Origin of the sequence: Streptomyces cyaneofuscatus (assembly GCF_033109485.1) — a bacterium.
GTDB lineage: Bacteria > Actinomycetota > Actinomycetes > Streptomycetales > Streptomycetaceae > Streptomyces > Streptomyces cyaneofuscatus.
Genome location: NZ_CP137002.1, coordinates 755,327 through 778,858 on the forward strand (window position 1 = coordinate 755,327; position 23,532 = coordinate 778,858).

Below are 23,532 nucleotides of genomic sequence, written 5' to 3' on the forward strand. Positions count from 1 at the left end.
TCAGTTCTCCAGCACCGCGCGCAGGTCCCACAGGGCACGCCAGGTGGCGGACCCCTGCTCGGCGCGCCTGCGCACCGGGCCGTCCCAGTACCCCAGCAGCCGTGCCGCGTCGGCCGGGTCGTCCTTCCGGACGACGCCGAGCAGATGGCCGGGCAGGAGGGAGAGCACGTCCCGGTCGCCCGGGAAGTAGGCGGCGGCCAGACCGAGGGAGCCCGCGACGGAGACCGCCTCCGCCGTGCTCATCACCGTGGAGGGGCGCTCGACCTCCCACCCCTCCGTCGAGCGGCCCTCCCGCAGGTCCCGGAAGGCGGTAACCAGCGCTTCGAGGACCGCGTCATCCACCTGGTAGGCGGCTCCCGCCCGTTCCACCGCGGCGCGCGACTGGCTGCGGACGAGCGCGGTCTCGGCGTCCACGTCCCCGATCGGGCCGACCGTCTCGAAGTTGAAGCGCCGCTTCAGCGCGGCCGACATCTCGGAGACGCCCCTGTCCCGCAGGTTGGCGGTGGCGATGAGGGCGAAGCCGGGGGCCGCGTGCACCTGGGCGCCCTCGCTGCCCGCGAGTTCGGGGACCGCGATCCGGCGCTCGGACAGCAGGGACACCAGGGCGTCCTGGACCTCGGGCAGACAGCGGGTGACCTCCTCGACGCGGGCGACCGCGCCCCGGGTCATGGCGGTGAGCACCGGGGAGGGCACCAGGGCCTGCTCGGTGGGGCCCTGGGCGAGCAGCAGCGCGTAATTCCAGCCGTACTTGAGCTGGTCCTCGGTGGTGCCCGCGGTGCCCTGCACGGTGAGTGCGCTGGTGCCGCAGACGGCCGCCGACAGCAGCTCGGAGAGCATTGATTTGGCGGTGCCGGGCTCGCCCACGAGGAGGAGGCCGCGCTCGCCGGCGAGGGTGACCACGCACCGTTCGACCAGGGCGCGTTCACCGACGAACTTCTGCTCGATCACCAGGCGGGGCGGCACCCCGGCACCGGGCCGGGCGCCCTTCGGCAGGCCCAGTGCCTCCCCCGCGCTGCCCGTCACGAAGGTGACGACGGCGCGCGGGGTGAGCCGCCAGCCGGGCGGGCGGGGGCCGGTGTCGTGGGCGGCGAGGAAGGCCAGTTCGGTGGCGTACCGGTCCTCGGGCGGGGTCACCTGGCGGTGCTCGCGGCCGGGCGCCGCCGGCTGGTCCGGGACGCCGGGCGCGGTGGTGCTGTCCATGGCGCTGGTGGTGGAGTTCGTCATCGGCGGCGGCCCTTCCGGGGTGCGCGGGTCTGCAGTTCTTCGAAGGCGGGGGCGTCGCCGCCGCGGACCCGCGCCCAGGCGGCTGCGAACAGCGCGGGCACGGGGAGGTGGGGCACGGTGCGGATGCCGCCGGCCACCGGGTACAGGCCTTCCTTCCAGGTCTCCAGCGGCAGCGCGGGGGCGTTGCGCTCCAGCCAGCCGCAGGGCAGGAACAGGGTGCGGCCGGCGCGGGAGCGCTTCGCCTCCAGGACGAGGTCGGTGGCGGCGAGTTCCGCCCGGGCCTTCTTGACGCGGGCCGGCTTCCACTCCGTCCAGCGGACGCAGTTGCGGTCCGTCGGGTCGGGCAGGGTGAGCAGCATCAGATACAGGGCGGCGGCGTCCGCGCTGAGGCCGAGGGTCTCGGCGGCCTCAGCCACCAGCTCCGGCACCGCGCGGGTCGGGTCCTGCGCCGGGTGGTGCGGGGAGCTTTCGGAGCCCGTGGAGCCGCCAGAGCCCGAAGAGCCCGCAGCCGCCTCGGGCAGCCCCGCCGTGACCAGTTCCCCGGTCTCCTCGCCGAGCAGGGCGTGCAGGGCGAGAAGGTCGCCGGTGGCGTGCGCGGCGACCGTGCCCTCGATGAGACCGAAGGCAGGATCGTCGGGGCCCGTCAGACCGGCCGGGCGGATCAGCAGCGTCTCGTGGTTGTTGTGGCCGGGCGCGAGGAGCAGCGCCGTGCCGGCCCGGACCAGTCCGTCGGCGTCCGCCCCGCCGGACTCGGGGAGCCCGAGTGCGGCGCGGATCGGGGCGCCGACCGGCTGGCCCGACTCCGTCCAGTTCAGGCCGAGGTCCAGCACCAGGCCCGGGTCGGTCAGGCGGTCGCGCAGGGCCGTGAACCCGGTGGGCAGGTGGGCCCGCAGGGGATGCCCGTACGGCAGGGTGTAGGCGAGGGTGCGCAGCGCGGTCAGGGCGGAGGTGACCGCACCGCGTGCGACGACCCGGCGCAGGCTCGGCCGACCGGTCCCGTCGGGGACGTCGACGCCGTGGCTGAGCCAGCTCCGGGAGCCCGCGTTGAGGACCAGGTCCACGGCACCGGCGTTGGTGCCCGACAGGTCGAGGTCCAGCTCCTCGGGGACGCGGACGAGGGAGGCCAGACGCTCCCGCCAGACCTCGGTGGCGGCCTGGACGTCCGGGCCCGTGGTCCACAGCTCGGCCGGGTCCGTGGGCAGCAGCGCGCGGACCAGTGCGTGGCGGTCGTCGTCGGGCAGGGCGTCCAGCCTGGCCTGGGCCGCCTCGAAGGCCCGGGTCTTGGCGCCGAGCAGGGTGAGAGCATCGGCTCCCGGTTCGGCGACGGCGGCCGACAGCAGGGCGACGGCCTGGAGCGGCCCGATCCCGGTGGCCGTGTGGAACGCCTCGGCGGCCTCCGGACGCCAGGGCGCGGGGCCCTGTTCCCGCACCAGCGCGGTGAGCCGGGTCAGCCGGTCGCGGGCGATGCCCGGTCGGTGGACGTACTCGCGGTCCAGGGTGAAGCCGGGTACGGGTCCGAAGGCGCCGGTCGGGTCGTGGTCCACGGCCAGCCAGTGGGCCGCGTCGTTCCGGGTGTTCCGGCCACGCTCGGCGATGACCACCACCGTACGGGCGCCCTTGCGCAGCACCTGGCCCATGCGGTGCACGGCCTCGGGGCGTCCCAGCCGGCCGGGCGTGCTGCTGTGCGGCTCGATGAGCTCCACCTGCCGGACGGTGCCCGCCGGGTCGGCCAGCGGGCCTGCGGCGAGGGTCTCCAGCAGCACCAGGAGCCCGGCGCGGTGCTCGGGAGAAGTGGCCGGCGAGGCGGCCCGGTAGGCGAGTTCGGGCAGCTTGTCGAGGAGGGAGGTCCAGGACATGGAGCCGCCGGGCACGGTGAACTCGTCGCGCTGCCAGCCGTCGACGGGCGGGAAGGGGACCTTGGACGGCACGGGCGGGCCGAACGCCGGTTCACCGCCGAGGACATGGTTGACGGCGAGGATCTGGTGGAGGGTGGTCCATCGGCCGCCGCCTCCCCACCAGCCGCCGTAGATGCGGTCGGAGCCGAAGGCGGTGGCGTCCCGCAGGGTCGCGTCGTCGGCGTGCTCGGGGGTGTGGTCGAAGAACATGCCCTGGGTACGCGCGGTGTTCCTGGGGGTGGCCGGCTGGGCGGGCTCGGGCGGATCCAGGAACCGGACGGCCGCGACGGCCCGGTCCACCGCGTTGCGGACGAGGCCGGTCACACCGGCGAGGAGGCGTACGTCGGACACCTCGGGCAGAACCCGGGCGACGGCCTCCTGGCTCAGTTCGTGCGACGAGGGGCCGGTGTACTCCTCGACGGCCCGGAACGCCTCCAGGTGCCGGGTGACCGCGGCGGCGACCTCCTTGATCAGCTCCTCCGCCCGGGAGTCGGTCATGGCCCGCAGGGCCGCGGAGCCGCGCTCGTCCCTCGGGCGCAGGGCGTGCCAGTAGGAGACGGGCGGCACGTAGGGGGTGCCCGCCGCGTCGTTGCCGCCGGAGGAGTCGGGGGTGACGGACCACAGGGTCCCGCCGGTGCCGTCGGTGTCCGCCGGGTGGGCTTCCACGGAGCGGTGGTGCAGGGCCACGACCGGCAGCGATCCGCCGGGCAGGGCGAGCGCGCCGAGGGGCACCGGGGCGCAGTCGGCGTCGCACAGAGGGTACGGCAGGGTCGCGGTGCGGCCGTCGGGGGTGCCGGCCACGATCCGGTGGCCGTCGGCGGGGGCGGCGGTGCCGGGTTCGATGACCGTACGGCGGACCCAGCGGCCGAGAACCGTACCGTCCGTGCCGAACGGGGTGGTCTCCAGGCCGGGTTGGAGGGGCAGCACCTGGCAGTGCTCGGTGAGCAGCCGGGTGCCGTCCTGGACGCCCGAGCGGAGGAAGGCGGGCAGGGAGGCGCGGCCGTGCGTGCCGGTGGCGGGGTCGTACTCCAGCCATACGCGCTGCCGGCCCTGGTGTCCGTCGCGCCAGAGGCCCGTGCCGTCGGAGATGACGGCGCGCTGCGGCGGGAGGGAGGTGTCGCCCGCGTGCAGGGCCTTGCCGCCGGTGGCGCGGCCGCCGCCGGGCAGCGGCACGCAGACCTCGTCGGAGGCGCCGGAGCCGCCCCAGCGCGGGATCTGCTCGCCGCCGACGGTGAACACCTCGGCGGGGCGGTGCGACCAGTAGCCGCGCTGCTTGCCGTCCTCCCACCAGATGACCAGCAACTCGCCGTCGACGTAACGGAAGGCGGTGGTCCGCCAGTGGTCGACGGTGGCGGGCAGCCGCAGGCTGTGGCGCAGCAGGACGCCCTCGGGGCCGACGACGACGGCGCGGTCGAGGGTGTTCAGGATCAGCGCGGGCCAGGCGCCGGTGACGCCGACGCGCTCCGAGCGGTGGTGGCGGTTGCGGTTGGCGGCCGCGGCCGCTTCCGCGGCGAGTTCGGCGTACGTCTCGTCCAGCGCGGGCCAGCCCAGCTCGTCGAGGACGCCGGTACGCAGGGTGGCGGCGAGCAGGGGGACCACGTCGTGGGCCTCGAGGAGCCGCACCGCCTCGGGGGCGACCTCGGCGGCCACGGCGCGGAATCCCGAGAGCTTGTTGAGGGCGGTCTGCATTCCGGGGAGTCCCCGGGCGGCCGTGTACTCCTCGGCGCGGGCGGTCAGCCACTCGCGCAGGACGCCCGAGAGGACCGGGTGTGCGGCGAGCTTCGCCATGCCGGCGTCGCTCAGCCGCTGGCCGCGTCCGCTGCCGAGCTCGCCGACGGTGCGGTTCAGCAGGGCGCGGAAGACGGGGTGTGCGGCGAGGGCGGCGAGGTCCCGCGCGCCGGGCGCGGTGTCGGTCAGCCAGCGGCTGAGGGCGAAGCCCGGGGACTGCCGGGTGCCCCGGTCCCCGTCGTCCGGCTCGGCGACGGGGATGCCGGAGGCCAGGCAGAGATCGAGGACGTCCAGGTCGGCGGTGCGCTGCCAGCGGCCCTGGAACAGCTCGACCGGTCGTCCGTCGGCGCGCAGCCGGTCCGCCGCGCGGGCGACCACGGCGAGGGTCTCGGGGCTGCGGCCCACGGTGGCCGAGGAGCGTCGACGGTGCGCCTCCCAGCGGGCGAGCCAGTCCGCCGGGGAGACGGACGGGGCGTCCTCACCGGAGGCACCGAACACACCAACAGCGCCGGAGGAACCGGGAGTACCGGGGTTGTCGGGGAGGGTGGTGAGCAGCTCCTCGGCGCCGGACTCCGCCAGCAGCGTGAGCCAGCCCCGCTCGCCGTCCCGGTCCCGGCCGCCGTTCTCGGTGAAGGTCTCCGGGAAAAACCCGAGGAGGCGGGCGCGCACGACCGGGTCCCGGTGGGCGAGGGCGACGACGGCATCGCGGTAGGCCGTCCAGAACGAGGCGGGGGCGCGGACCACGCCCGGAGAACCGATCAGGTCGGCCACCAGGTCGCGTTCGGCGCTCTCGCGGTCCAGCCCGGCGGCCTTGACCAGGGCCCGCACGTCCTGGGGCAGCGCCGCGTAGGGCGGCATGCCCGCGGCGCAGCGCTCGACCAGCAGGCGGCGGAACTGCGCCCAGGCGTCCGCCGGGGCGAGCCGGGCCACCAGGTCCCGCACATACTGCCGCAGCGCCTTGACGGTCAGGGCGCCGGCGAAGGCGAACTCCAGGAAGACGGCCCGCTGCCGGTCCTCGTCCACGACGAGGCCGTGGACCCGCTCTGCCTCGCGGGCCTTGCCGAAGAAGGAGGCCGCGTAGGTGGTGTTCTCCGCCTGGAGGAAGAGGCGGGCGACCTGCTCGTAGTAGGTGGGGAGGAAGTGCGGGACGGCCCGGCCGAGCCGGGTGCCGAGGTCGTCGAAGCCCTCCTTCGCGGCACCGGCGCGGGTCCTGGCCTGCCGGCCCAGCCGCTCGATGTCCTTGACCAGGGCCAGGGCGTGGTGCCCGTTGGCCGGGTCGTTGACCAGCGCCCAGGCGGGGAAGCCCAGCGTCTCGCGGCGGACCTGGCCCACGACGGGGGCATCGGCGGTCCGGGCCAGCCCGAGGAACTCCAGGGCCAGGTCCTCGGCTTCGCCGAGGGTGCCGGGCACGAGGCGCACCACGGGGCGGTCGCCGAGGGCGGTGTGCGTGTAGGTGCGGGCGGTGAGCGCGTCGGCGTCGTCCCGGTCGGTGGTGCCGGCGGGGAGGATGGCGCCCGCGTCCAGCAGGGCCGCGGCGCGGGCCTCGGCGGCGGGGTTTCCGGTGGCCCGGCCGCGCGCCTGGGCGGGGAGCGCCGCCGTGCCGGTACCGGTCTCGGTGTCGGTGTTCACGTCACTGCTCGCTTCGGTGTTCGCTTCGACGTTCGCTTCGGTGTTCGTCGTCGTGGTGCTCATGCCGCCCGCTCCTCGTCCTCCACGTCGCGACCGGCGTAGAGCGCCGCCGCCATGCGCATGCCCTCGGACCACGCGACGGGGCCGACCTCGGCGGCCGTCAGCGCGCGCCCCGAGGGGTCGGTCCAGCCCAGGGGACCCGTCTCGGTGCCGTACTGGTCGTAGCCGTCGTGCTCGCCGATCCAGATACGGGCCTCGACGGTGGCGCCGTCCTCGACGACCGGGCAGACCGCGTATCCGCCGCGCGACCGGTAGCCGAGCTGGGTGACGCGGCCGTGCAGGAAGCGCAGTTCCTTGAAGACGCCGCCGGCGTAGGTGTCCACGGAGACGGTGTCCGGGGCGAGGCCCGGCGGGCGGCGCCACACCTCGCGGAACAGCTGCTCCACCCGCTGGCTCACCCCCAGTTCGACCGCGAACTCCCGCAGGTCGTCCAGGTCGTCGAGGAGGACGGGGTGCGGCAGGCTCACGACGTCCGGGGTGATGCGGACCGTATCGCCGTCCAGGTCGACGAGGCCGAGGCCGCGGTCGGGGTCGACATCGCGCAGGAACCCGGCGACGCCGCCGTCCGCGCCGGTGACCACCACGTCCCGCAGGGCCGCCTGCCACGCCGGGTCGGGCCAGACCTGGGCGAGGACGGCGGTGGGGACGGGCAGGGAGCGCACCATCCACTGCTCGACGTCGGTCAGGCACCGGCCTTCGTGCCGCTCCAGCCACTCGGTCAGCTGCCGGAGCCCGACGACCGCCGGATCCTCCTTCAGCTTGGCCGGTACGGACTTGAGCCGCCGGCCCTTCCCGTTGCGGCAGACCACCTTGCCTGCCTCCAGGGCGACTTCGTAGTCGCCCGCCGGTACCCACCCCATGCGCTGTTCTCCCCGAATTCCGTACGCCGCCGCCGAGCAGCGGCACGCTGATGAGACCCGCCGACGGCAACGCACCGTGACGAGTGGGAGAGACTCTAGGCGCCCCCACTGACAATGCGGCCAGGGCCCGTCCACCCCCTCGGGAGCGAGGACCCTGCGAGGCCACCCCGATACGTAAGGTGAGCGCCGGAAGCCCTGTGCGTGCGGAGGTGCTACAACTGGGGTTGTGAGCGCGTGCCGTCTCTCGTGTCCCGCATACCGGTGCGGTCGAGCCTAGGCAGAAGATCCGGAAGCGTCGCCGGGCAGGTATTCGTCCTCCAGGTGGCGATCGTGGTGCTGCTCGCCGCCGGGGCCTTGCTGGCCCTGGTGTTGCAGTCACGGCACGACATCGACCGGGAGGCGCGCAACCGGTCCGTCTCCGTGGCGCAGACCTTCGCGAACTCCCTGGGCCTACGGGAAGCGCTGAAGGCGCCGGACCCGTCCTTGATCCTGCAGCCTCTCGCCGAGGAGACGCGCAAGGCCGCAGGGGTGGACTTCATCGTGGTGATGGACACCCAAGGCATCCGCTACAGCCACCCTCAGCCCGATCGCATCGGCGAGCGGTTCGTCGGCACGATCGAGCCCTCGCTCGCCGGCCGGGTGCACACCGAGAGTGTGCAGGGACCGCTCGGCAAGGAGATCCAGGCGATCGTGCCGGTCACCTCGACCGAAGGCGAGGTCATCGCCCTCGTCTCGGCGGGTCTGACGGTGAAGAGCGTCTCCGACATCGCCAACCAACAGCTTCCGGTCTTCCTCCTGTCCATCGCCGGCGGCCTGGTGCTGGCCACCGTCGGCTCGGCGCTGATCAGCCGAAGACTCCGCCGCCAGACCCATGGGCTCGGCACGCAGGAGATGACCCGCATGTACGAGCACCACGACGCGGTGCTCCACGCCGTCCGCGAAGGGGTGCTGATCACCGACGGCGAAGGACGGCTGCTCCTGGCGAACGACGAGGCCGGACGACTGCTCGACCTGCCGGACGACGCCGAGGGACGCCCCGTCGACGAGGTCGGCATGGACCGCCGGATGGCGGACCTGCTGCTGTCCGGCCGGATCGCGACCGACGAGGTGCTGGAGGCCGGGGACCGGCTGCTCGTCGTCAATCAGCGGCCCACCCACCCCGGGGGCCGCCCGCAGGGCTCGGCGGTCACCATCCGCGACTCCACCGAGATGCAGCTCCTGAGCAGCCGGGCGGAAACGGCCCGGAAGCGGCTCAAGCTGCTCTACGACGCCGGGGGCGACATCGGCACCACGCTCGACGTGGTGCGGACCGCGGAGGAGCTGGCCGACGTCGCCGTCCCCCGGTTCGCGGACTTCGTGACGGTCGACCTGGCCGACCCGGTGCTGAACGGCGACGAGCCCGGTCCGGGCGCCGACATGCGGCGCACGGCGGTCAACGGCATCCGCTCGGATCACCCGCTGTACCCGCTCGGCGCGCTGATCGACTTCCTGCCGTCCACGCCACAGGCCCGCGGTTACGGCACGGGCGCCGTCGAACTCGTACCGGATCTGCGGGACGCGCCGGGCTGGCACGCCCAGGACCCGGGCCGGACGGCGGAGATCGTCGGCTACGGGATCCACTCGCTCATCGCCGCTCCGCTGAAGGCCAGGGGCGTCGTGCTGGGGGTGGCCAACTTCTGGCGGTGGCAGAAGCCGGAACCGTTCGACGAGGACGACGTGTCCTTGGCGGAGGAGCTCGTCGGCCGCGCCGCGGTCGCCATGGACAACGCCCGCCGCTACACGCGCGAACACCATCTCGCCGTGACGCTCCAGCGCAGCCTGCTGCCACGGGACCTGCCCGAGCAGAGTGCCGTGGATGTCGCGCACTTCTACCAGCCCGCGCAGTCCGGAGTGGGCGGGGACTGGTTCGACGTGATCCCGCTGCCGGGAAGCCGCGTCGGGCTCGTCGTCGGCGACGTCGTCGGACACGGCCTGCACGCCGCCGCCACCATGGGGCGGCTGCGCACGGCTGTGCACAACTTCTCCTCGCTGGACCTGCCGCCCGACGAACTGCTCGCTCGTCTCGACGACCTCGTCCAGCGTATGGACCAGGAGGGCGACGGCGCCGCCCCCGACGGCGGTGTCCTGGGCGCGACCTGCCTTTATGCCGTCTACGACCCGGTCTCCCGGAACTGCACCATGGCACGGGCCGGGCACATGCCACCGCTCGTGGTCGCCCCGGACGGCACGACGACGATCACGGAGCTGCCGGCCGGTCCCCCGCTCGGGCTGGGAGGCATGCCGTTCGAGACCGTGGAACTGCGGCTGGCAGAGGGCAGCCAGCTCGTCCTGTACACCGACGGGCTGGTCGAGGAGCGGAGCCGGGACATCGCGGAGGGTCTGGAAAAGCTGCGCACGGCACTGAGCCACCCCGGCCGGGACCCGGACGCCGGCCGCCGCGCCGTACTCGACGCCCTGCTCCCCGATCAGCCGTCCGACGACATCGCGCTGCTCATCGCCCGGACACGCACCCTGGGGGCCGACCGGGTCGCCCAGTGGGACGTTCCGTTCGACCCGAGCGAGGTCGGCGCCATGCGCAGCCGCGCGGCTGCGCAGCTCGAGGAGTGGGGTCTGGAGGAGCTCGTCTTCAGCACGGAACTCATTCTCAGCGAGCTCATCACCAACGCCATACGGTACGGCGCGGCCCCGGTCCACCTGCGACTTCTGCGTGATCGCACCTTGACCTGCGAGGTGGGGGACAGCAGCAGTACCGCCCCGCACCTGCGGTACGCGGCCGGCATGGACGAGGGAGGCCGCGGACTGTTCCTGGTGGCACAGATCAGCGAGCACTGGGGCACGCGGTACACACCGGAGGGCAAGGTCATCTGGGCCGAACAGATCCTGCCCGCCGACGGCCGGATCGTCTCCTAGGGTGCGTGGCCTCTACGGGCCGGCATCGCCGGGACGCACGAAAGGCCGCTCTCTCACGGATGAGAGAACGGCCTCCGACCTGCGTTTCCGCACAGTCGGGACGACAGGATTTGAACCTGCGACCCCTTGACCCCCAGTCAAGTGCGCTACCAAGCTGCGCCACGTCCCGGTGCCCGTCTGACCTGGGGTTTCCCCTGGCTGAACGCGCATGAGAACAATACCGCACTCGAGCAGGTGGTCACGAACGCGTTTCCCGCTTGACCTCAACCTTGGTTGAGGGTGAACGCTCGGCGTCATGACGAACACGACTGTCGCACCCGTACGCGGACTCCGCGACCTTTCCGATTCCCCCGGTTCTCCTGATTCTCCTGATTCTCCCGATTCCGCCGACTTCCCCGACGTCAACCGCCTGATCGCCCTCATGACCGGCGCCGAGAAGCACGCCCCCGCCGCCCATTCCACGACGGACGCCCTGTGGGTGCTCTACAACAAGGTGCTCCGCGTGACGCCCGCCACCGTCGACGATCCCGGGCGCGACCGCTTCCTCCTCTCCAAGGGGCACGGCCCCATGGCGTACTACGCCGTCCTGGCAGCGCACGGGTTCTTCGACGAGGAGCTGCTGCGCGGCTTCGGAACGTACGACTCGCCCCTCGGCCACCACCCGGACCGGCTGCTCGTCCCGGGTGCGGAGATCGGCAGCGGGTCGTTGGGGCACGGCCTGCCGCTGGCCGTCGGGACCGTCCTCGGGCTGCGGGCCCAGGGGCTCACCGATCCCCGGGTCTGGGTGCTGGTCGGCGACGCCGAGCTGGACGAGGGCAGCAATCACGAGGCCATCGCCCACGCAGGCCCGGCCGGACTCGACCAGCTGCACACGCTGGTGATCGACAACGCCTCCGCCACCCACGGCTGGCCCGGCGGCATCGCCTCCCGTTTCGAGGCGGCGGGATGGTCGGCGGCGACGGTGGACGGCCGCGACCACGAAGCCCTGTACGCGGCCTTCACCGCACCCCACCCCGGCCGGCCCCGGGCCGTGGTCGCCCGGGTCGAGCCCAAGGGCTGACCCCGCCACCCGTCAACGCAGTTCAGGCCGGTCCGGTCCGTGACCGGCGGATTCTCAGGAGGACCCCTTCATGGACACCATGCGTGACCGCTTCATCGCCATCACCTCGCAGCTCCTGGCCGAGGAGCCCCGGCTGGCCGTCGTGCTCGCCGACATCAGCGCCGACGGCTTCGCACCCGCCCGGCGGGCCCATCCCGACCGGGTGATCAACGTCGGAATCAGGGAGCAGCTGCTGATCGGAGCCGGGGCAGGGATGGCGCTGACCGGAATGCGGCCCATCGTGCACACCTTCGCCAGCTTCCTGGTGGAACGGCCGTTCGAGCAGGTCAAGCTGGACTTCGGACACCAGGGGGTGGGCGGGATCCTGGTCAGCGCCGGGGGCTCGTACGACTGGCCCGCCGGGGGCTTCACCCATATGGCGCCGGGCGATGTCGCGCTCCTGGACACCCTGGAGGGCTGGACGGTCCATGTGCCGGGCCACCCCGACGAGGCCGAGGCGCTGCTGCGGGAAGCGGTGGACGGCGACGACCGCGTGTACGTACGCCTCTCGCTCCAGGTGAACCGGCAGGCGCGGCCCGTGGGCCGCTCCGCCAGCTCCACCGGCTCCACGGGCGCCACCGGATTCTCCGTGGTGCGCGAGGGGCGGGGCGGGACCGTCGTCGCGGTCGGCCCGATGCTCGACAACGTCCTCGCGGCGACCGAGGGGCTGGACGTGAACGTGCTGTACGCGACCACCGTGCGGCCGTTCGACGGGGCAGGCCTGCGCCGCGCCGCGGGTGCCGGTCCGGGCGCCGATGTGGTGATCGTGGAGCCCTACCTGGCGGGCACCTCCACGGCCGCGGCGAACGAGGCGCTCGTGGAGCTGCCCCACCGGGTCCTCGGCCTGGGGGTGGGGCGCGCCGAGCTGCGCAGGTACGGGCAGATGGAGGAGCACCTGGCGGCGCACGGGCTGGACGCGCAGGGGCTGCGGAAGCGGATCACCGGGTTCCTGCCGGCCTGAGGGGCAGCCATCGGAGGGGCGGCGAAATCCGACCCTCCCCTCACCCCTCCCCCGGTCCCTCCAGCTCCGGGTGCGCCGCCAGCAGCCGGCGCGGGGCGACCTGTCGCCAGGCGTCGGCGAGGATGGCGGCGAGCTCCCCGGCGTCCTCCAGTGCGGCCAGCCGGACCCGCAGCCAGGCGTAGTTGTCGTCGTGCCCCTCCTTGAGGAAGAACTTCTCCGGCTCGGTGGCGATCAGCTCCGCACGGTCCTCCTTGGGGCACTTCACCCCCATAGCCGTGTCGTCGTCGCCCAGCGAGGCGAAGATCTTGCCCGCCACCCGGAAGGTGGGCTGCCCCCACGCGAGCTTCTCCGTGGTGTCGGGCAGGGACAGCGCGGCCGAACGGACGTCCGCGGCGGTGATGGTGGCGGCAGTGGCCCTGCTCGGGCCACTGCGTGGGCTTCTCGGACTTATTGCGGTCATCCCGGTTCTCCGATCGGGTGGACCCCGGCGGCCGTTGCCGGGATTCGACCGTAATCCCCGGGACCGACATCCACCCCCGGCCGGAACCCGCGTCGCACCCGGACCGGCGGGCCCCGCAGACCCATTGACCCCGTCGGAGCGGTGAACCTACCCTGAACGGCGTACTTCAGAAAGCGCTTTCTACACCCCACAGCCGGCATCTACCGCACAGGGAGCGCCCCATGAAACGCCGTTCGTCACGCCGGGCCGGCCGCCTCGGCCGTCCCCCCCGGGCCCCATCCCCCCTCATCGCCGTCACCTCCCTCCTGGCACTGGTCCTCGCCCTGCTGGTGGCCGCGCCGCCCGCGGCGCAGGCGGCGGCCCCGTACCGGGTGCTCGTCTACTCCGAGGTCACCAACTTCACCCATGACTCCATTCCGGCCGGGATCGAGGCGGTGAAGAAGCTTGGGGCCGAGCACGGCTTCGAGGTGGAGGCCACCGAGGACTCCGCCGTCTTCAACGACGCCGATCTCGGCCGCTTCCAGGCCGTCGTCTTCAACAACACCAACTCCACCCCGGAGAAAGGCGACTTGCTGACCTCCGACGAACGGGCCGCGCTCCAGCGGTTCATCCGCGCGGGCGGTGGCTGGGTGGGCGTGCACGCCGCGTCCGCCAGTGAGCGGGACTGGGACTGGTACGAGGGTCTGGTCGGCGCGATCTTCGACCAGCACCCCGAGGTGCAGACGGGCCGGGTCAAGGTCCTGGACCGCGCCCACCCCTCCACGGAGCATCTGCCGGACCTCTGGGAGCGGACGGAGGAGTGGTACAACTGGCGCTCCAATCCGACCTCCAAGGTGCACACCCTCGCCCAGATCAAGGTGCGCGACGGGGTCACCGGTCTCGACGAAGGCGTGGACCATCCGTTCTCCTGGTGCCAGAACTACGACGGCGGCCGCTCCTGGTTCACCGCGGGCGGGCACGACAAGGCGGCCTTCCAGGAGGAGGCCTTCGTCCGGCATCTCCTCGGCGGCATCCAGTGGGCGGCGGGCGCCGCGGAGGGCGAATGCACCGCGACCCGTACCGGCTCGTTCCAGCGTACGGCGCTCGCGACGAGCGACCTGGCCGACCCGTTCGAGCTGGCGATCGCCCCCGACCGCCGGGTCTTCTTCGCCCAGCGGACCGGGAAGCTCAAGGTGATCGACCAGGAGACGATGAAGGTGTCGACCGCGCTGGACTTCGCCTACACGCCGGAGATGACCAGTCAGTCCGACGGGCTGCTGGGGCTGACCCTGGACCCCGGGTTCGCGGAGAACAACTGGCTCTATCTGCTGTACTCCGACAAGGTCGAGAAGCGGCTGAACCTCTCGCGCTTCACCGTGGACGGAAACACCGTCGATCCGGCTTCCGAGAAACGGCTGCTGACCGTTCCGACGCTGCGCGGTGAGGGCCGGGCCAACTCCCACATGGCCGGTTCGCTCGCCTTCGACAAGGACGGCAACCTGTACGCGGCGACCGGCGACAACACCGACCCGTTCGCCTCGGACGGCTTCACACCCATCGACGAGGGCGAGGGCCGGCGCGCCTGGGACGCGCAGATGACCGCGGGCAACACCAACGACCTGCGCGGCAAGATCCTGCGGATCACACCGCAGGACGACGGGACGTACACCGTCCCGGAGGGGAACCTCTTCGCGCCCGGCACCGCGAAGACGCGCGCGGAGATCTACGCGATGGGCATGCGCAACCCGTTCCGGATCACCACCGATCCGCTCAGCGGGGCGCTGATGGTCGCGGACTACGGTCCCGACGCGCGGCAGGCGGTGGCGGACCGGGGGCCCGAGGGGACCGTCGAGTACACCCGTATCACCGAGGCGGGGAACTTCGGGTGGCCGTACTGCATCGGGAACAACACCCCTTTCAACGACTACGACTTCGCGGCGAAGAAGTCCGGTCCGGAGTTCGACTGTGCGGCACCGGTCAACGACTCGCCGAACAACACCGGGTTGCGTGAGCTGCCGCCCGCCCAGCCCGCCACGGTCTGGTACGCGTACTCCGCGTCGGCCGAGTTCCCGGAGCTGGGCACCGGGGGCGGTGGCCCGATGGGCGGTCCGGTCTACGACTACGACCCGGACAACACCTATCGGACGAAGTTCCCCGCGTACTTCGAAGGCAAGGCGTTCAACTACGAGTTGACCCGGCGGTGGTTCAAGACCTTCTCCTTCCAGAGCGAGGACCAGACCTTCACCGACCCGCGCTTCGACCCGGTGAAGGAGGGTGACCTGCACTCCATCAACGGCATCTTCGAGGACATGGAGTGGAACCAGCCCTTCGACGCGGACTTCGGTCCGGACGGGGCGCTGTACGTCATCGACTTCGGGCTCGGCAGCGGTACCGGCCGGGGCGGCAGCAACGAGGGCGCGGGCATCTACCGGATCGACCACGTCGGTGACGGCCGGCTGCCCGACGCCAAGCTCTCCGTCGACCGGGACAGCGGACCGGCCCCGCTCACGGTGAAGTTCTCCAGCGAGGGATCAGGGCTGCCCGGCGACCAACCGGTCACCTATGCCTGGGACTTCGACGGGGACGGCACCACGGACTCGACCGAGGCCGCCCCCTCGCACACGTACACCGCCAAGGGGCTCCACACGGCCCGGCTGACCGTCACCGGGCCCGACGAGCTGACGGCGCTGGCGGTGCAGGACATCACCGTGGGCAACACCCGGCCCGAGGTGACCATCCAACAGCCGCCGGACGGCGGGATGTTCAGCTTCGGTGACACCATCCCCTTCACGGTCGAGGTGACCGACGAGGAGGACGGGCAGAGCGGTCCGATCGACTGCTCGCGGGTCGTGGTGCAGTCGCAGCTCGGCCATGACACCCATCTGCATCCGCTGGACAACTACACCGGCTGCACAGGTGAGATCGTGACGGACGCGGGAGACAGCCACGGCCCGGGACAGAACCTCTACTACGGGATCACCGCCCAGTACGAGGACAAGGGCGCACCGGACGCCCCCGCACTGACCGGCTCCACCTCACTGACCCTGCGCACCTCTCACCGCGAGGCCGAGCACTTCATCTCGACCGGTGGCCGTAACGGCGGTGCGGAGGTGGGGAGTCGGGCGGACGCGTCCGGCGGGAAGCGGCTCATCGAGATCGAGGACGGCGACTGGGTCACCTTCGATCCGGTGAACCTGAAGGGTGTCGACTCGGTGACGGTCGGCGCCTCGTCGGGCGGGCTCGGCGGCACGGTGGAGTTCCGGGCCGGGTCCCCGACCGGCGAGCTGCTCGGTTCGGTGACCGTTCCGAGCACCGGCGGCTGGGAGAAGCTCATCTCGCCGACGCCGGACCTCAAGGACCCGGGCGGTACGACGAAGCTGTACGCGGTCTTCACCAACCCGGAGTGGAGCGACGGCAAGGCCGACCTGCTCTCGGTCGACTGGCTGCACTTCAACGGGCCGGGCGTGGAGAAGGCGGGCGGTACGGAGGTGACGGTACAGGCCGAACCGGCCTCCGGGACAGCGCCGTTGACCGTCGCGCTGAGCAGCACGGTCGAGCCGGCGGAGGGCCGGACGATCGCCTCGTACCACTGGGACTTCGGCGACAACGTGAAGCCGACCGGGCCCGAGGGTGCGACGGCGACGCACCGGTACGACCGCAAGGGCGCCTACACCGCGCATCTGACAGTCACCGACAACAAGGGCGACACGACCACCGGTGCCGTGCGCATCGACGTCAAGTGAGAGGCGGGGAACGCGTGAACAGCACACGAAGAGCCTTTCTCGGTAAGGCAGTCGGTACGGCCGTCGGCGCGGCATTCGGTACCGCCGCCGTCACCGCCGTCGGCACCGGCGGCGCGGCACCGGCCTCGGCGGCCGGGCGTCGGGGCTGCCGGCGCATCCCGCCGTCCGGGATCGGCATGCACCTCTACACGATGCGGACGCCGCTCGCGGCGGACTTCGCGGGGACGCTGGAGCAGCTCGCCAGGATCGGTTACGCCACGGTCGGCGTCAGCGGCCGGCACGGCAACTCCTCTGCCGCGATACGGAAGATGCTGGACCGGGTCCGACTGAAGGCGGTCCTGGAGCACGTCGGCTACGACACCGTGACCGGCCCCGGGCTGCCGCAGGCCCTGGAGGACGTCCACACCCTCGGCGGCAGGTGGATCGTGGTGCCGAGCCTGCCGGGGTCACTGCACTCCCCGGCCGGATACCGGGAAGTGGCACGGCAGTTCAACCGGGCGGGGCTCGCCGCCCGGGAATCAGGACTGAAACTGCTGTACCACAACCACGGTGGCGACCATGAGGTGGTGGACGGGGTCAGCCTGTACGACATCCTGCTCGACGAGACCGATCCGGAGCTGGTCGGGTTCGAGCTGGATGTGTACTGGGCGGCCAAGGGAGGCTCCTCCGCGCCCGGCGAGCTGTTCGTCCGGCATCTCGGGCGGTTCCCGGCCCTCCATGTGAAGGACATGGCGCCGAACGGGGACTTCGCGGATGTCGGGTCGGGGGTGCTGGACTTCCCGGGGATGTTCGACACCGCGCGGCAGGGCGGGGTGCGGCAGTGGCTGGTGGAGCATGACGCGCCGGCCGACCCGTTCGCCTCGGCACGGGCCAGCTACCGGTATCTGTCGAGGCTGCGCTACTGACGGCGGCCACGGAGCGGTGGTGCGTTGAGCGGCGGTACGTGCTGAGCAGTGGTGCGTTGAGCGGCGGTACGTGCTGAGCAGTGGTGTGCTGAGCGGTGACGCGTCGGTCCGGTCCCGGGTGTGCGGTTCCGCACCCGGGGCCGGGCTCGTTCAGCGCTGCGGGGCGGCGAGGAGCTCCCCGTACCACCCGAGGGTCGCGTCGATGGCCGTCTCCAGCGGGGTGGGGGTGAGGCCGAAGGCCTTCTCGATGGCCGAGGAGTCGACGATCTGCGCCTCGGTGTGCTGGTAGAACATCTCCGCGTACTCCGCCATGAAGGCCTCGTCGAAGGGGCCGAAGGGGCGGGGCTCGGGGATCACGGTCAGCTCCAGCGGGCGGCCGGTGCGCTCCTCGACGAGGGCGAGGATCTGGCGGGTGGTGCGCGCCGGTGCGGTGGGCAGGTGCCAGACCCGGCCGTCGCCCTCCGGGCGCTCGCCGAGGGTGGCGAGCCCGGCGGCGACGTCCTCGATGTACGTGTAGCTGTGCGGCAGATCGATGTCGCCGAGGGCGGGCACCGGCTGCCCGGTGAGGGCGGCGGGGAAGACGGCGCCGCCGAGCGTGGAGTTGAGGACCCCGGGGCCGACGAAGTCGGCGGAGCGCCCGAGGACGACGGACAGCCTGCCCTCGCGGTGGGCGGCGAGATAGCGGGCGTCGAGCTCGGCGCGCATCCGGCCCTTGCGGGTGGTGGCGTTCCACGGGGAGTCCTCGGTCATGACCGCGCCGTGCGTCTCGCCGTACGGGTAGAGCGTGTCCAGGACGACGAGCCGGGCGCCCTCCTGCTCGGCCGCGCCGAGCACCGCCTCCTGGATCTTCGGCATGACCTCCGCCTGGAGGTGGTAGCCGACGTTGACGCAGTGGTACACGACGGCGGCCCCGGCCACGGCCGCGCGGGCCCCCTCGGGGGTCGCGACATCGGCGGCGTACCGCTCGACGCCCTCGATCGCCGGGCCGTCGCCCGACCGGTCGACGAGCCGGACCGGGTGGCCCCGGCGGACCAGCTCCGTGGCCAGAGCCGTACCGGCGGGTCCGGAACCGAGGACGGTGTGCAGAGCGAGTGCGGTGGTCATGGCGTGCCCCTTCGAGGTGGATCGGTCCGTCACTTCTGTTAGATACCTTAACTCTCGCGATAGCCCATAGCAATAGCGCTTGTTAGACTCTGTAACCGAAGTGAGCTCGGCAGGTGAGAGCAGGCGAGAGGGGACCGTGATGGAACGGGCCCAGCAAGGACCGCGCGCCCGGTACCGGGAACAGACCCGTGCGGAGATCAAGGACCTGGCGCTGCGGCAGCTCGCGGAGGGCGGCGGCACCGCTCTCGCGCTGACGCGGATCGCCAAGGAGATGGGCCTCTCCGGCCCCGCCCTCTACCGCTACTTCGCCGGCCGGGACGATCTGCTCAACGCCCTGATCAGGGACGCGTACGACGACGCTGCCGCCGCGATGGCACGGGCGGCGGCCCGCTCGGCGAAGGGGTCCCGGGGCGTCCGCGCACGGCTGCACGATCTGGCCGAGGCGTACCGCACCTGGGCGATCGCCGAGCCGCACCGCTATCTGCTGATCCAGGGCGCCCCGGTCCCCGGCTATGTGGCCCCGGCCGACACCCTGGAGCGAGCGCGTGCGGTGCTGGGCCCCTTCCTGCCGCTCTTCGCCACCGGGAGCCCCGGACCGGCGGTGGCCGCCACGGTGGACGAGATGACCGCCTGGCTCGCGGCGGACGGGACGGTGGGGGCCTGGGTGGCCCGGTACGCCCCGGAGGCGGCCGGCGCTCCTGATGCCCCGGCCGGGGAGGCCCGGGCGGCCTCGGCGCTGGCGGGGGCGGTGCTGGCCTGGACCCAGCTGCACGGCTCGGTGAGCCTGGAGGTGGCCGGCCAGTTCGCCGGGATGGCACACCGGGGCGGCACGCTGCTGGGCGCCCACATGGAGATGCTGGCGGACGCGTTCGGGCTGGATCAGGAACCGGCATGAGGGAGGCCCCAGCCCCGATCCTGCTCTACGCCCCTCAGTCCTGCGCCGACACCGCCCCCAGCAGGTCGCGGATGTGCGCCGCGGCGGCGCGGAACTCCGGGCGCCCCAGCGTCTCGCTGTAGTCGCGCTCGGCCGGCAGCCCCACCTCGATGATCTCCGTGATGGTGCCCGGGCGCGGGCTCATGACCACCACCCGGTCGGCCAGATAGACGGCTTCCGAGATCGAGTGGGTGACCAGCAGCACCGTCGTACCGGTGGACCGCCAGATCCGGTTCAGCTCGGTGTTCATCTGCTCGCGGGTCAGGGCGTCCAGCGCGCCGAACGGCTCGTCCATCAGCAGGACCGGCGGTTCGTGGAGCAACGCCCGGCAGAGCGCGACCCGTTGCTGCATTCCGCCGGAGAGCTCGTGCGGGTAGGCGTCCTCGAATCCGGTCAGGCCGGTCATCCGGATCAGCTCGTCGGCCCGTCCGCGCGCCTGGGCCGCCGGCATCCGGCGGATCTCGGCCTGGAGCAGGATGTTGCGCAGCGCGGAGCGCCACTCCAGCAGGGCCGCGCGCTGGAAGACGTAACCGATGTCGTGGCGTGGCCCGGTGACCCGCTCGCCGCCGAGCAGGACCTCGCCGGAGGAGGCCGTGAGCAGCCCGGCGACCAGCTTCAGCAGCGTGGACTTGCCGCACCCCGACGGTCCGACGATGGCGACGAACTCCCCCGGCGCCACATCCAGCGAGACATCGCTCAGCGCCGTGACATCGCGCTTCTTGCTGCGGAACCGCACGGCTACATCGGCCAGTTGGACCGCCGCCGCCCCAACACCACCGGACGGCACGGGCACTGTCGTCGTCTGCTCCTTCGGCATCGTTGTCATCCCTTCAGCGCCGTCTTCGTGTCCCAGTAGTCGGCCACGGCCTTCGGCGAGGCCACGATGCCCGCCTCGGCGAACACGTCGATGGTCTGCTGCCAGTCGGCCTCGGTGTTGACGCCGGGCGCCTTGCCCTCGGTCGCCTCGGTGTGCAGCAGGGTGAGTGTCGTGGCGAACTGCTCCGACAGGACGGATTTCGGAGGCAGTTGCTCGGACGCGCCCTCCATCGCCTCGACCGCCGGCCCCGGCTCCTTCGCCGCTGCCGCCCACGACTCGCTCACCGCCTTCACCATGCGCTGGGCCAACTCCGGCTTGGCGGTGAGGATCTTCTGTCCGGCGAGGAGCCCGTTGGAGTAGAAGTTCAGCCCGTGCTCGGAGAACCGGAGGTACGAGACCGGCTTCTTGGCCTTGTCCTGCATGGTGGGCCCCTGGTCGCTCGCGTAACCGAGCAGCCCGTCGGTCTTCCCGGAGATGACGGCGGCGATCTTGCCCGCCGGGTCGGTGTTCTGGACCTTGACGTCCGACTCGCCGATGCCGTTCTTCTTCAGGAAGATCGGGAAGGTCTTGGAGAGCGCGTCCCCGGCGGTCCCGGCGATCGTGCGGCCCTTGAGATCACCGGGCGCGGCGATGCCCTTCGCGTCGAAGGACTGCACGGAGGCGGGCGTGGTCTGGAGGAAGACACCGAGGCTCTTCACCTTGACGCCCTGGTCCACACCCGCGAGCAGCGCCGGGGTGTCCGCCCAGCCGAAGTCGCTCTGCCCGGCGGCGGTTGCCTGGACGGTCTTCTGCGAGCCCTGGCCCGACCGGACGTCCAGGTCGATGCCGTGCTTCTCGAAGATCTTCTGCTGTTTTCCGTAGTAGAACGGCGCGTGTTCGCCGTACGGATACCAGTTGAGCGTCAGCGTGACCCGGTCCAGCTTCTTGCCGGAGTCGCTGGTGGTGGTCGACGCGTCGTTGCCGCCGCAGGCGGTCGCCACCAGGACGAGGGGTACGGCACCGATCAGGAGTCTGCGCGCGTGCATGAGCTGGCCCTTCTCGCAACGGGACGGTGGCTTCCGGGAGTTCAGTACGTGGTGGTCGCCGAGGTCTCCCGGCGGCTCGCGTGCCACGGCAGCAGCAGCTTCTCGGCGATCTCGACGACGACGAAGAGCACGACGCCGATCAGCGACATCACGAGCAGCCCGGCGAAGAGCATCGGGGTGTCCAGGTTGCCGTTGGCCTGGAGGATCACATAGCCGAGGCCCTCGTTCGCCCCGACGAACTCGCCCACCACCGCACCGGTCACCGCGAGGGTGACGGCGACCTTGAGGCCCGAGAACAGGTGCGGGAGCGAGGCCGGGAAGCGGATCTTCAGGAAGGTCTGCCAGGGCTTCGCCCCCATCGTGGCGGAGAGTTGGAGCATCTCCGGGTCGACGGCCTTGAGACCGGTGACCATCGAGATCACCACCGGGAAGAAGGCGATGAGGACGGCGATGAGGATCTTGGGTGCGATACCGAAGCCGAGCCACACCACGAAGAGCGGGGCGATGGCGATCTTCGGGACGACCTGGGCGAAGAGGAGGATGGGGTAGAGCGTCCGCTCGACGGTGGAGGAGTACACCATCACCACCGCCGCGAACACCCCGACGACGACAGCGATGACGAAGCCGAGGAGCGTCTCGTACGTCGTCACCCAGCTGTGCTGCCAGAGGTAACCCGCCTTGCCCGTCAGGACATCGAGGGTCGCGCCGGGCGACGGCACGAGATACGGCTCGACGAGCTCGGCCGCCGCGATCATCCACCAGAGCGCGAAGCAGGCGAGCAGCAGCGCCACGGGCCGCCAGCTCCGCTCCGCGGCGCGGGCCAGCCGCTCCCCCGCCGTGGGGCCCGCCCGGCGGGCGACCCCCGCCACCTCGGCGGGCCTCTTGGCCAACGCGGTCTCACTCACGGTGAACTCCCTGTAAGGCGGGGTCGGTTGTGACGAGCTGTGCGATCCTGCGATGCGAGTGGTGGTGATCTGAAGGCGCTTTCAGAAAGCGCTTTCTGGTAAGGTGACGCCACGCTAATGACTGTTCGCGCACACGGTCAATAGGTCGTCCCGAAGTTTCGGGGCCCTGCCACCACCGCACCCCTGGGGGTCGAGTTGAGTGAACGGGAAACACCTCTCCACCCCGATGCGCGCCGCCGCGTCCCGGCCCCCCACGTGACGCTGGACGCGGTGGCCCGCGAGGCGGGCGTATCGCTGGCCACCGCCTCCCGGGCGCTGAACGGCACCACCCGGGTCCGCGACGATCTGCGCAGCCGGGTGCGCGCCGCGGCCGACCTCCTCGGCTACATCCCCAACGCCCATGCCCAGGCCCTCGCCAGCTCCGACGGCAACCGTACGGTGGGGCTGATCTGCCACGACGTCAGCGACCCGTACTTCGCCGGCATCGCGAGTGGGGTGATGCGGGCGGCGGCGGAGCAGGACCTGCTGGTGATGCTCGCCTCCACCTTCCGTGAACCGGCCCGGGAGATCGCGTACGTCTCGATGCTGCGGGCCCAGCGGGCGAGGGCCATCCTGCTGATCGGCTCCGGGTTCCAGGACCGGGCCTGGGAGCGGGCGATGGACGCGGAGCTGGATCCGTACGTGCGCGCGGGCGGCCGGGTCGCGGTGGTCAGCCGGCACCGGTCGCTGCGGGTGGACACCGTGCAGCCGGAGAACCGGGCCGGGGCGGCGGAGCTGGCGAAGGCGCTGGTGGCGCTCGGGCACCGGGAGTTCGCCGTGCTCACCGGGCCGTCCGAACTGACCACGGTGGCCGACCGGTTGGCGGGATTCCGGGAGGGGCTGGCCCAGGCGGGCATCGGTCTCGACCAGGTGGTGCGGGGGGCGTTCACCCGGGAGGGCGGCCATCTGGCGGCGCGGCGGTTACTGGCATCCGGCGGCCCCCGGCCGACCTGCGTCTTCGCGGTGACCGATGTGATGGCGGTCGGTGCGCTGGCCGCGCTGCGCGAGGCGGGGGTGCGGGTGCCGGAGGACATGTCGCTGGCGGGGTTCGACGACATCCCCGTCGTACGGGAGCTGTCGCCGCCGCTGACCACGGTGGCGCTGCCGCTCACCGAGATGGGCGAGCGCGTGATCGCGCTGGCCCTGCGCACACCGTCGGGGGCGGGGCGCTCGCGGGTGGTCCGGATCGACGGGGAGGTGGTGCTGCGGGGCAGCACGGGCCCACCGCCGCACGGGAGTTGAAACCACCGGTCAC

General features: G+C 72.2%; 15 protein-coding genes and 1 tRNA gene. 7 read left to right on the forward strand and 9 right to left on the reverse strand.

The window, feature by feature from the left end; genetic code table 11:
• The 3 genes from R2B67_RS03075 to R2B67_RS03085 are packed head-to-tail and all read right to left on the reverse strand — an operon-like array spanning position 1 to position 7,396.
• A complete protein-coding gene (locus tag R2B67_RS03075) occupies positions 1 to 1,224 on the reverse strand; it encodes an ATP-binding protein (RefSeq protein ID WP_317816325.1) in 1,224 nt (407 codons plus the stop codon).
• Positions 1,221 to 6,539, reverse strand: coding sequence for a hypothetical protein (locus R2B67_RS03080; RefSeq protein WP_317816326.1), 5,319 nt, complete (start codon positions 6,537 to 6,539; stop codon positions 1,221 to 1,223). Before R2B67_RS03080 ends, R2B67_RS03075 begins: the two co-directional genes overlap by 4 nt.
• Positions 6,536 to 7,396 (reverse strand): DUF4132 domain-containing protein, encoded by an 861-nt coding sequence (locus R2B67_RS03085; RefSeq protein WP_317816327.1) that lies wholly within the window; start codon positions 7,394 to 7,396, stop codon positions 6,536 to 6,538. Before R2B67_RS03085 ends, R2B67_RS03080 begins: the two co-directional genes overlap by 4 nt.
• Before the next feature lie 321 nt (positions 7,397 to 7,717).
• On the opposite strand from R2B67_RS03085, the gene R2B67_RS03090 reads away from it, so the two are divergent.
• Entirely contained in the window at positions 7,718 to 10,306 is a 2,589-nt protein-coding gene (locus tag R2B67_RS03090; RefSeq protein WP_317816328.1) for a SpoIIE family protein phosphatase, read from the forward strand.
• A gap of 95 nt (positions 10,307 to 10,401) precedes the next feature.
• Here R2B67_RS03090 and R2B67_RS03095 read toward each other — a convergent pair.
• Positions 10,402 to 10,475, reverse strand: a tRNA-Pro gene (locus R2B67_RS03095).
• 126 nt (positions 10,476 to 10,601) lie between these two features.
• On the opposite strand from R2B67_RS03095, the gene R2B67_RS03100 reads away from it, so the two are divergent.
• Both R2B67_RS03100 and R2B67_RS03105 read left to right on the forward strand, forming a co-directional pair.
• Complete coding sequence (locus tag R2B67_RS03100; RefSeq protein ID WP_317816329.1) at positions 10,602 to 11,366, forward strand: thiamine pyrophosphate-binding protein; 765 nt, start codon at positions 10,602 to 10,604, stop codon at positions 11,364 to 11,366.
• A gap of 70 nt (positions 11,367 to 11,436) precedes the next feature.
• Positions 11,437 to 12,366 carry a transketolase family protein gene (locus tag R2B67_RS03105; RefSeq protein ID WP_317816330.1) on the forward strand — a complete coding sequence of 310 codons (930 nt, stop codon included), beginning with the start codon at positions 11,437 to 11,439 and terminating at the stop codon, positions 12,364 to 12,366.
• A gap of 40 nt (positions 12,367 to 12,406) precedes the next feature.
• Here the strand turns inward: R2B67_RS03105 and R2B67_RS03110 are convergent, their stop codons facing one another.
• Positions 12,407 to 12,826: an MmcQ/YjbR family DNA-binding protein gene (locus R2B67_RS03110; RefSeq protein ID WP_317816331.1), complete on the reverse strand. Its 420-nt coding sequence runs from the start codon at positions 12,824 to 12,826 to the stop codon at positions 12,407 to 12,409.
• Between the two features lie 221 nt (positions 12,827 to 13,047).
• Here R2B67_RS03110 and R2B67_RS03115 point away from each other — a divergent pair, with 221 nt between their 5' ends.
• On the forward strand, positions 13,048 to 16,548 hold the full coding sequence (locus tag R2B67_RS03115; protein ID WP_317816332.1) for a ThuA domain-containing protein: 3,501 nt from the start codon (positions 13,048 to 13,050) through the stop codon (positions 16,546 to 16,548).
• 176 nt (positions 16,549 to 16,724) lie between these two features.
• Positions 16,725 to 17,453, forward strand: coding sequence for a sugar phosphate isomerase/epimerase family protein (locus R2B67_RS03120; protein ID WP_381075102.1), 729 nt, complete (start codon positions 16,725 to 16,727; stop codon positions 17,451 to 17,453).
• Positions 17,454 to 17,603: 150 nt separating this feature from the next.
• On the opposite strand, the gene R2B67_RS03125 is transcribed toward R2B67_RS03120, so the two are convergent.
• Positions 17,604 to 18,557, reverse strand: coding sequence for an NAD-dependent epimerase/dehydratase family protein (locus R2B67_RS03125; protein ID WP_317816334.1), 954 nt, complete (start codon positions 18,555 to 18,557; stop codon positions 17,604 to 17,606).
• A gap of 139 nt (positions 18,558 to 18,696) precedes the next feature.
• Here R2B67_RS03125 and R2B67_RS03130 point away from each other — a divergent pair, with 139 nt between their 5' ends.
• A complete protein-coding gene (locus R2B67_RS03130) occupies positions 18,697 to 19,452 on the forward strand; it encodes a TetR/AcrR family transcriptional regulator (protein ID WP_317816335.1) in 756 nt (251 codons plus the stop codon).
• 34 nt (positions 19,453 to 19,486) lie between these two features.
• On the opposite strand, the gene R2B67_RS03135 is transcribed toward R2B67_RS03130, so the two are convergent.
• From R2B67_RS03135 to R2B67_RS03145, 3 genes are read right to left on the reverse strand one after another with little or no spacing between them, the layout of a single operon-like run.
• Complete coding sequence (locus R2B67_RS03135) at positions 19,487 to 20,308, reverse strand: ABC transporter ATP-binding protein (protein ID WP_317816336.1); 822 nt, start codon at positions 20,306 to 20,308, stop codon at positions 19,487 to 19,489.
• Positions 20,309 to 20,313: 5 nt separating this feature from the next.
• Positions 20,314 to 21,333 carry an ABC transporter substrate-binding protein gene (locus R2B67_RS03140; protein WP_317816337.1) on the reverse strand — a complete coding sequence of 340 codons (1,020 nt, stop codon included), beginning with the start codon at positions 21,331 to 21,333 and terminating at the stop codon, positions 20,314 to 20,316.
• Between the two features lie 41 nt (positions 21,334 to 21,374).
• Positions 21,375 to 22,238, reverse strand: a complete 864-nt coding sequence (locus R2B67_RS03145) for an ABC transporter permease (protein WP_317816338.1) — start codon at positions 22,236 to 22,238, stop codon at positions 21,375 to 21,377.
• A 255-nt stretch (positions 22,239 to 22,493) separates the two neighbouring features.
• Here R2B67_RS03145 and R2B67_RS03150 point away from each other — a divergent pair, with 255 nt between their 5' ends.
• Positions 22,494 to 23,519, forward strand: a complete 1,026-nt coding sequence (locus R2B67_RS03150) for a LacI family DNA-binding transcriptional regulator (RefSeq protein WP_317824768.1) — start codon at positions 22,494 to 22,496, stop codon at positions 23,517 to 23,519.
• The last annotated feature ends 13 nt before the right edge of the window (positions 23,520 to 23,532 follow it).

Bases quoted from the DNA above. Each gene is read 5' to 3' on its own strand.
- R2B67_RS03075 (WP_317816325.1), bottom strand. From the start codon at position 1,224: ATGACGAACTCCACCACCAGCGCCATGGACAGCACCACCGCGCCCGGC.
- R2B67_RS03080 (WP_317816326.1), bottom strand. From the start codon at position 6,539: ATGAGCACCACGACGACGAACACCGAAGCGAACGTCGAAGCGAACACC.
- R2B67_RS03085 (WP_317816327.1), bottom strand. From the start codon at position 7,396: ATGGGGTGGGTACCGGCGGGCGACTACGAAGTCGCCCTGGAGGCAGGC.
- R2B67_RS03100 (WP_317816329.1), top strand. From the start codon at position 10,602: ATGACGAACACGACTGTCGCACCCGTACGCGGACTCCGCGACCTTTCC.
- R2B67_RS03105 (WP_317816330.1), top strand. From the start codon at position 11,437: ATGGACACCATGCGTGACCGCTTCATCGCCATCACCTCGCAGCTCCTG.
- R2B67_RS03110 (WP_317816331.1), bottom strand. From the start codon at position 12,826: ATGACCGCAATAAGTCCGAGAAGCCCACGCAGTGGCCCGAGCAGGGCC.
- R2B67_RS03115 (WP_317816332.1), top strand. From the start codon at position 13,048: ATGAAACGCCGTTCGTCACGCCGGGCCGGCCGCCTCGGCCGTCCCCCC.
- R2B67_RS03120 (WP_381075102.1), top strand. From the start codon at position 16,725: ATGCACCTCTACACGATGCGGACGCCGCTCGCGGCGGACTTCGCGGGG.
- R2B67_RS03125 (WP_317816334.1), bottom strand. From the start codon at position 18,557: ATGACCACCGCACTCGCTCTGCACACCGTCCTCGGTTCCGGACCCGCC.
- R2B67_RS03130 (WP_317816335.1), top strand. From the start codon at position 18,697: ATGGAACGGGCCCAGCAAGGACCGCGCGCCCGGTACCGGGAACAGACC.
- R2B67_RS03135 (WP_317816336.1), bottom strand. From the start codon at position 20,308: ATGCCGAAGGAGCAGACGACGACAGTGCCCGTGCCGTCCGGTGGTGTT.
- R2B67_RS03140 (WP_317816337.1), bottom strand. From the start codon at position 21,333: ATGCACGCGCGCAGACTCCTGATCGGTGCCGTACCCCTCGTCCTGGTG.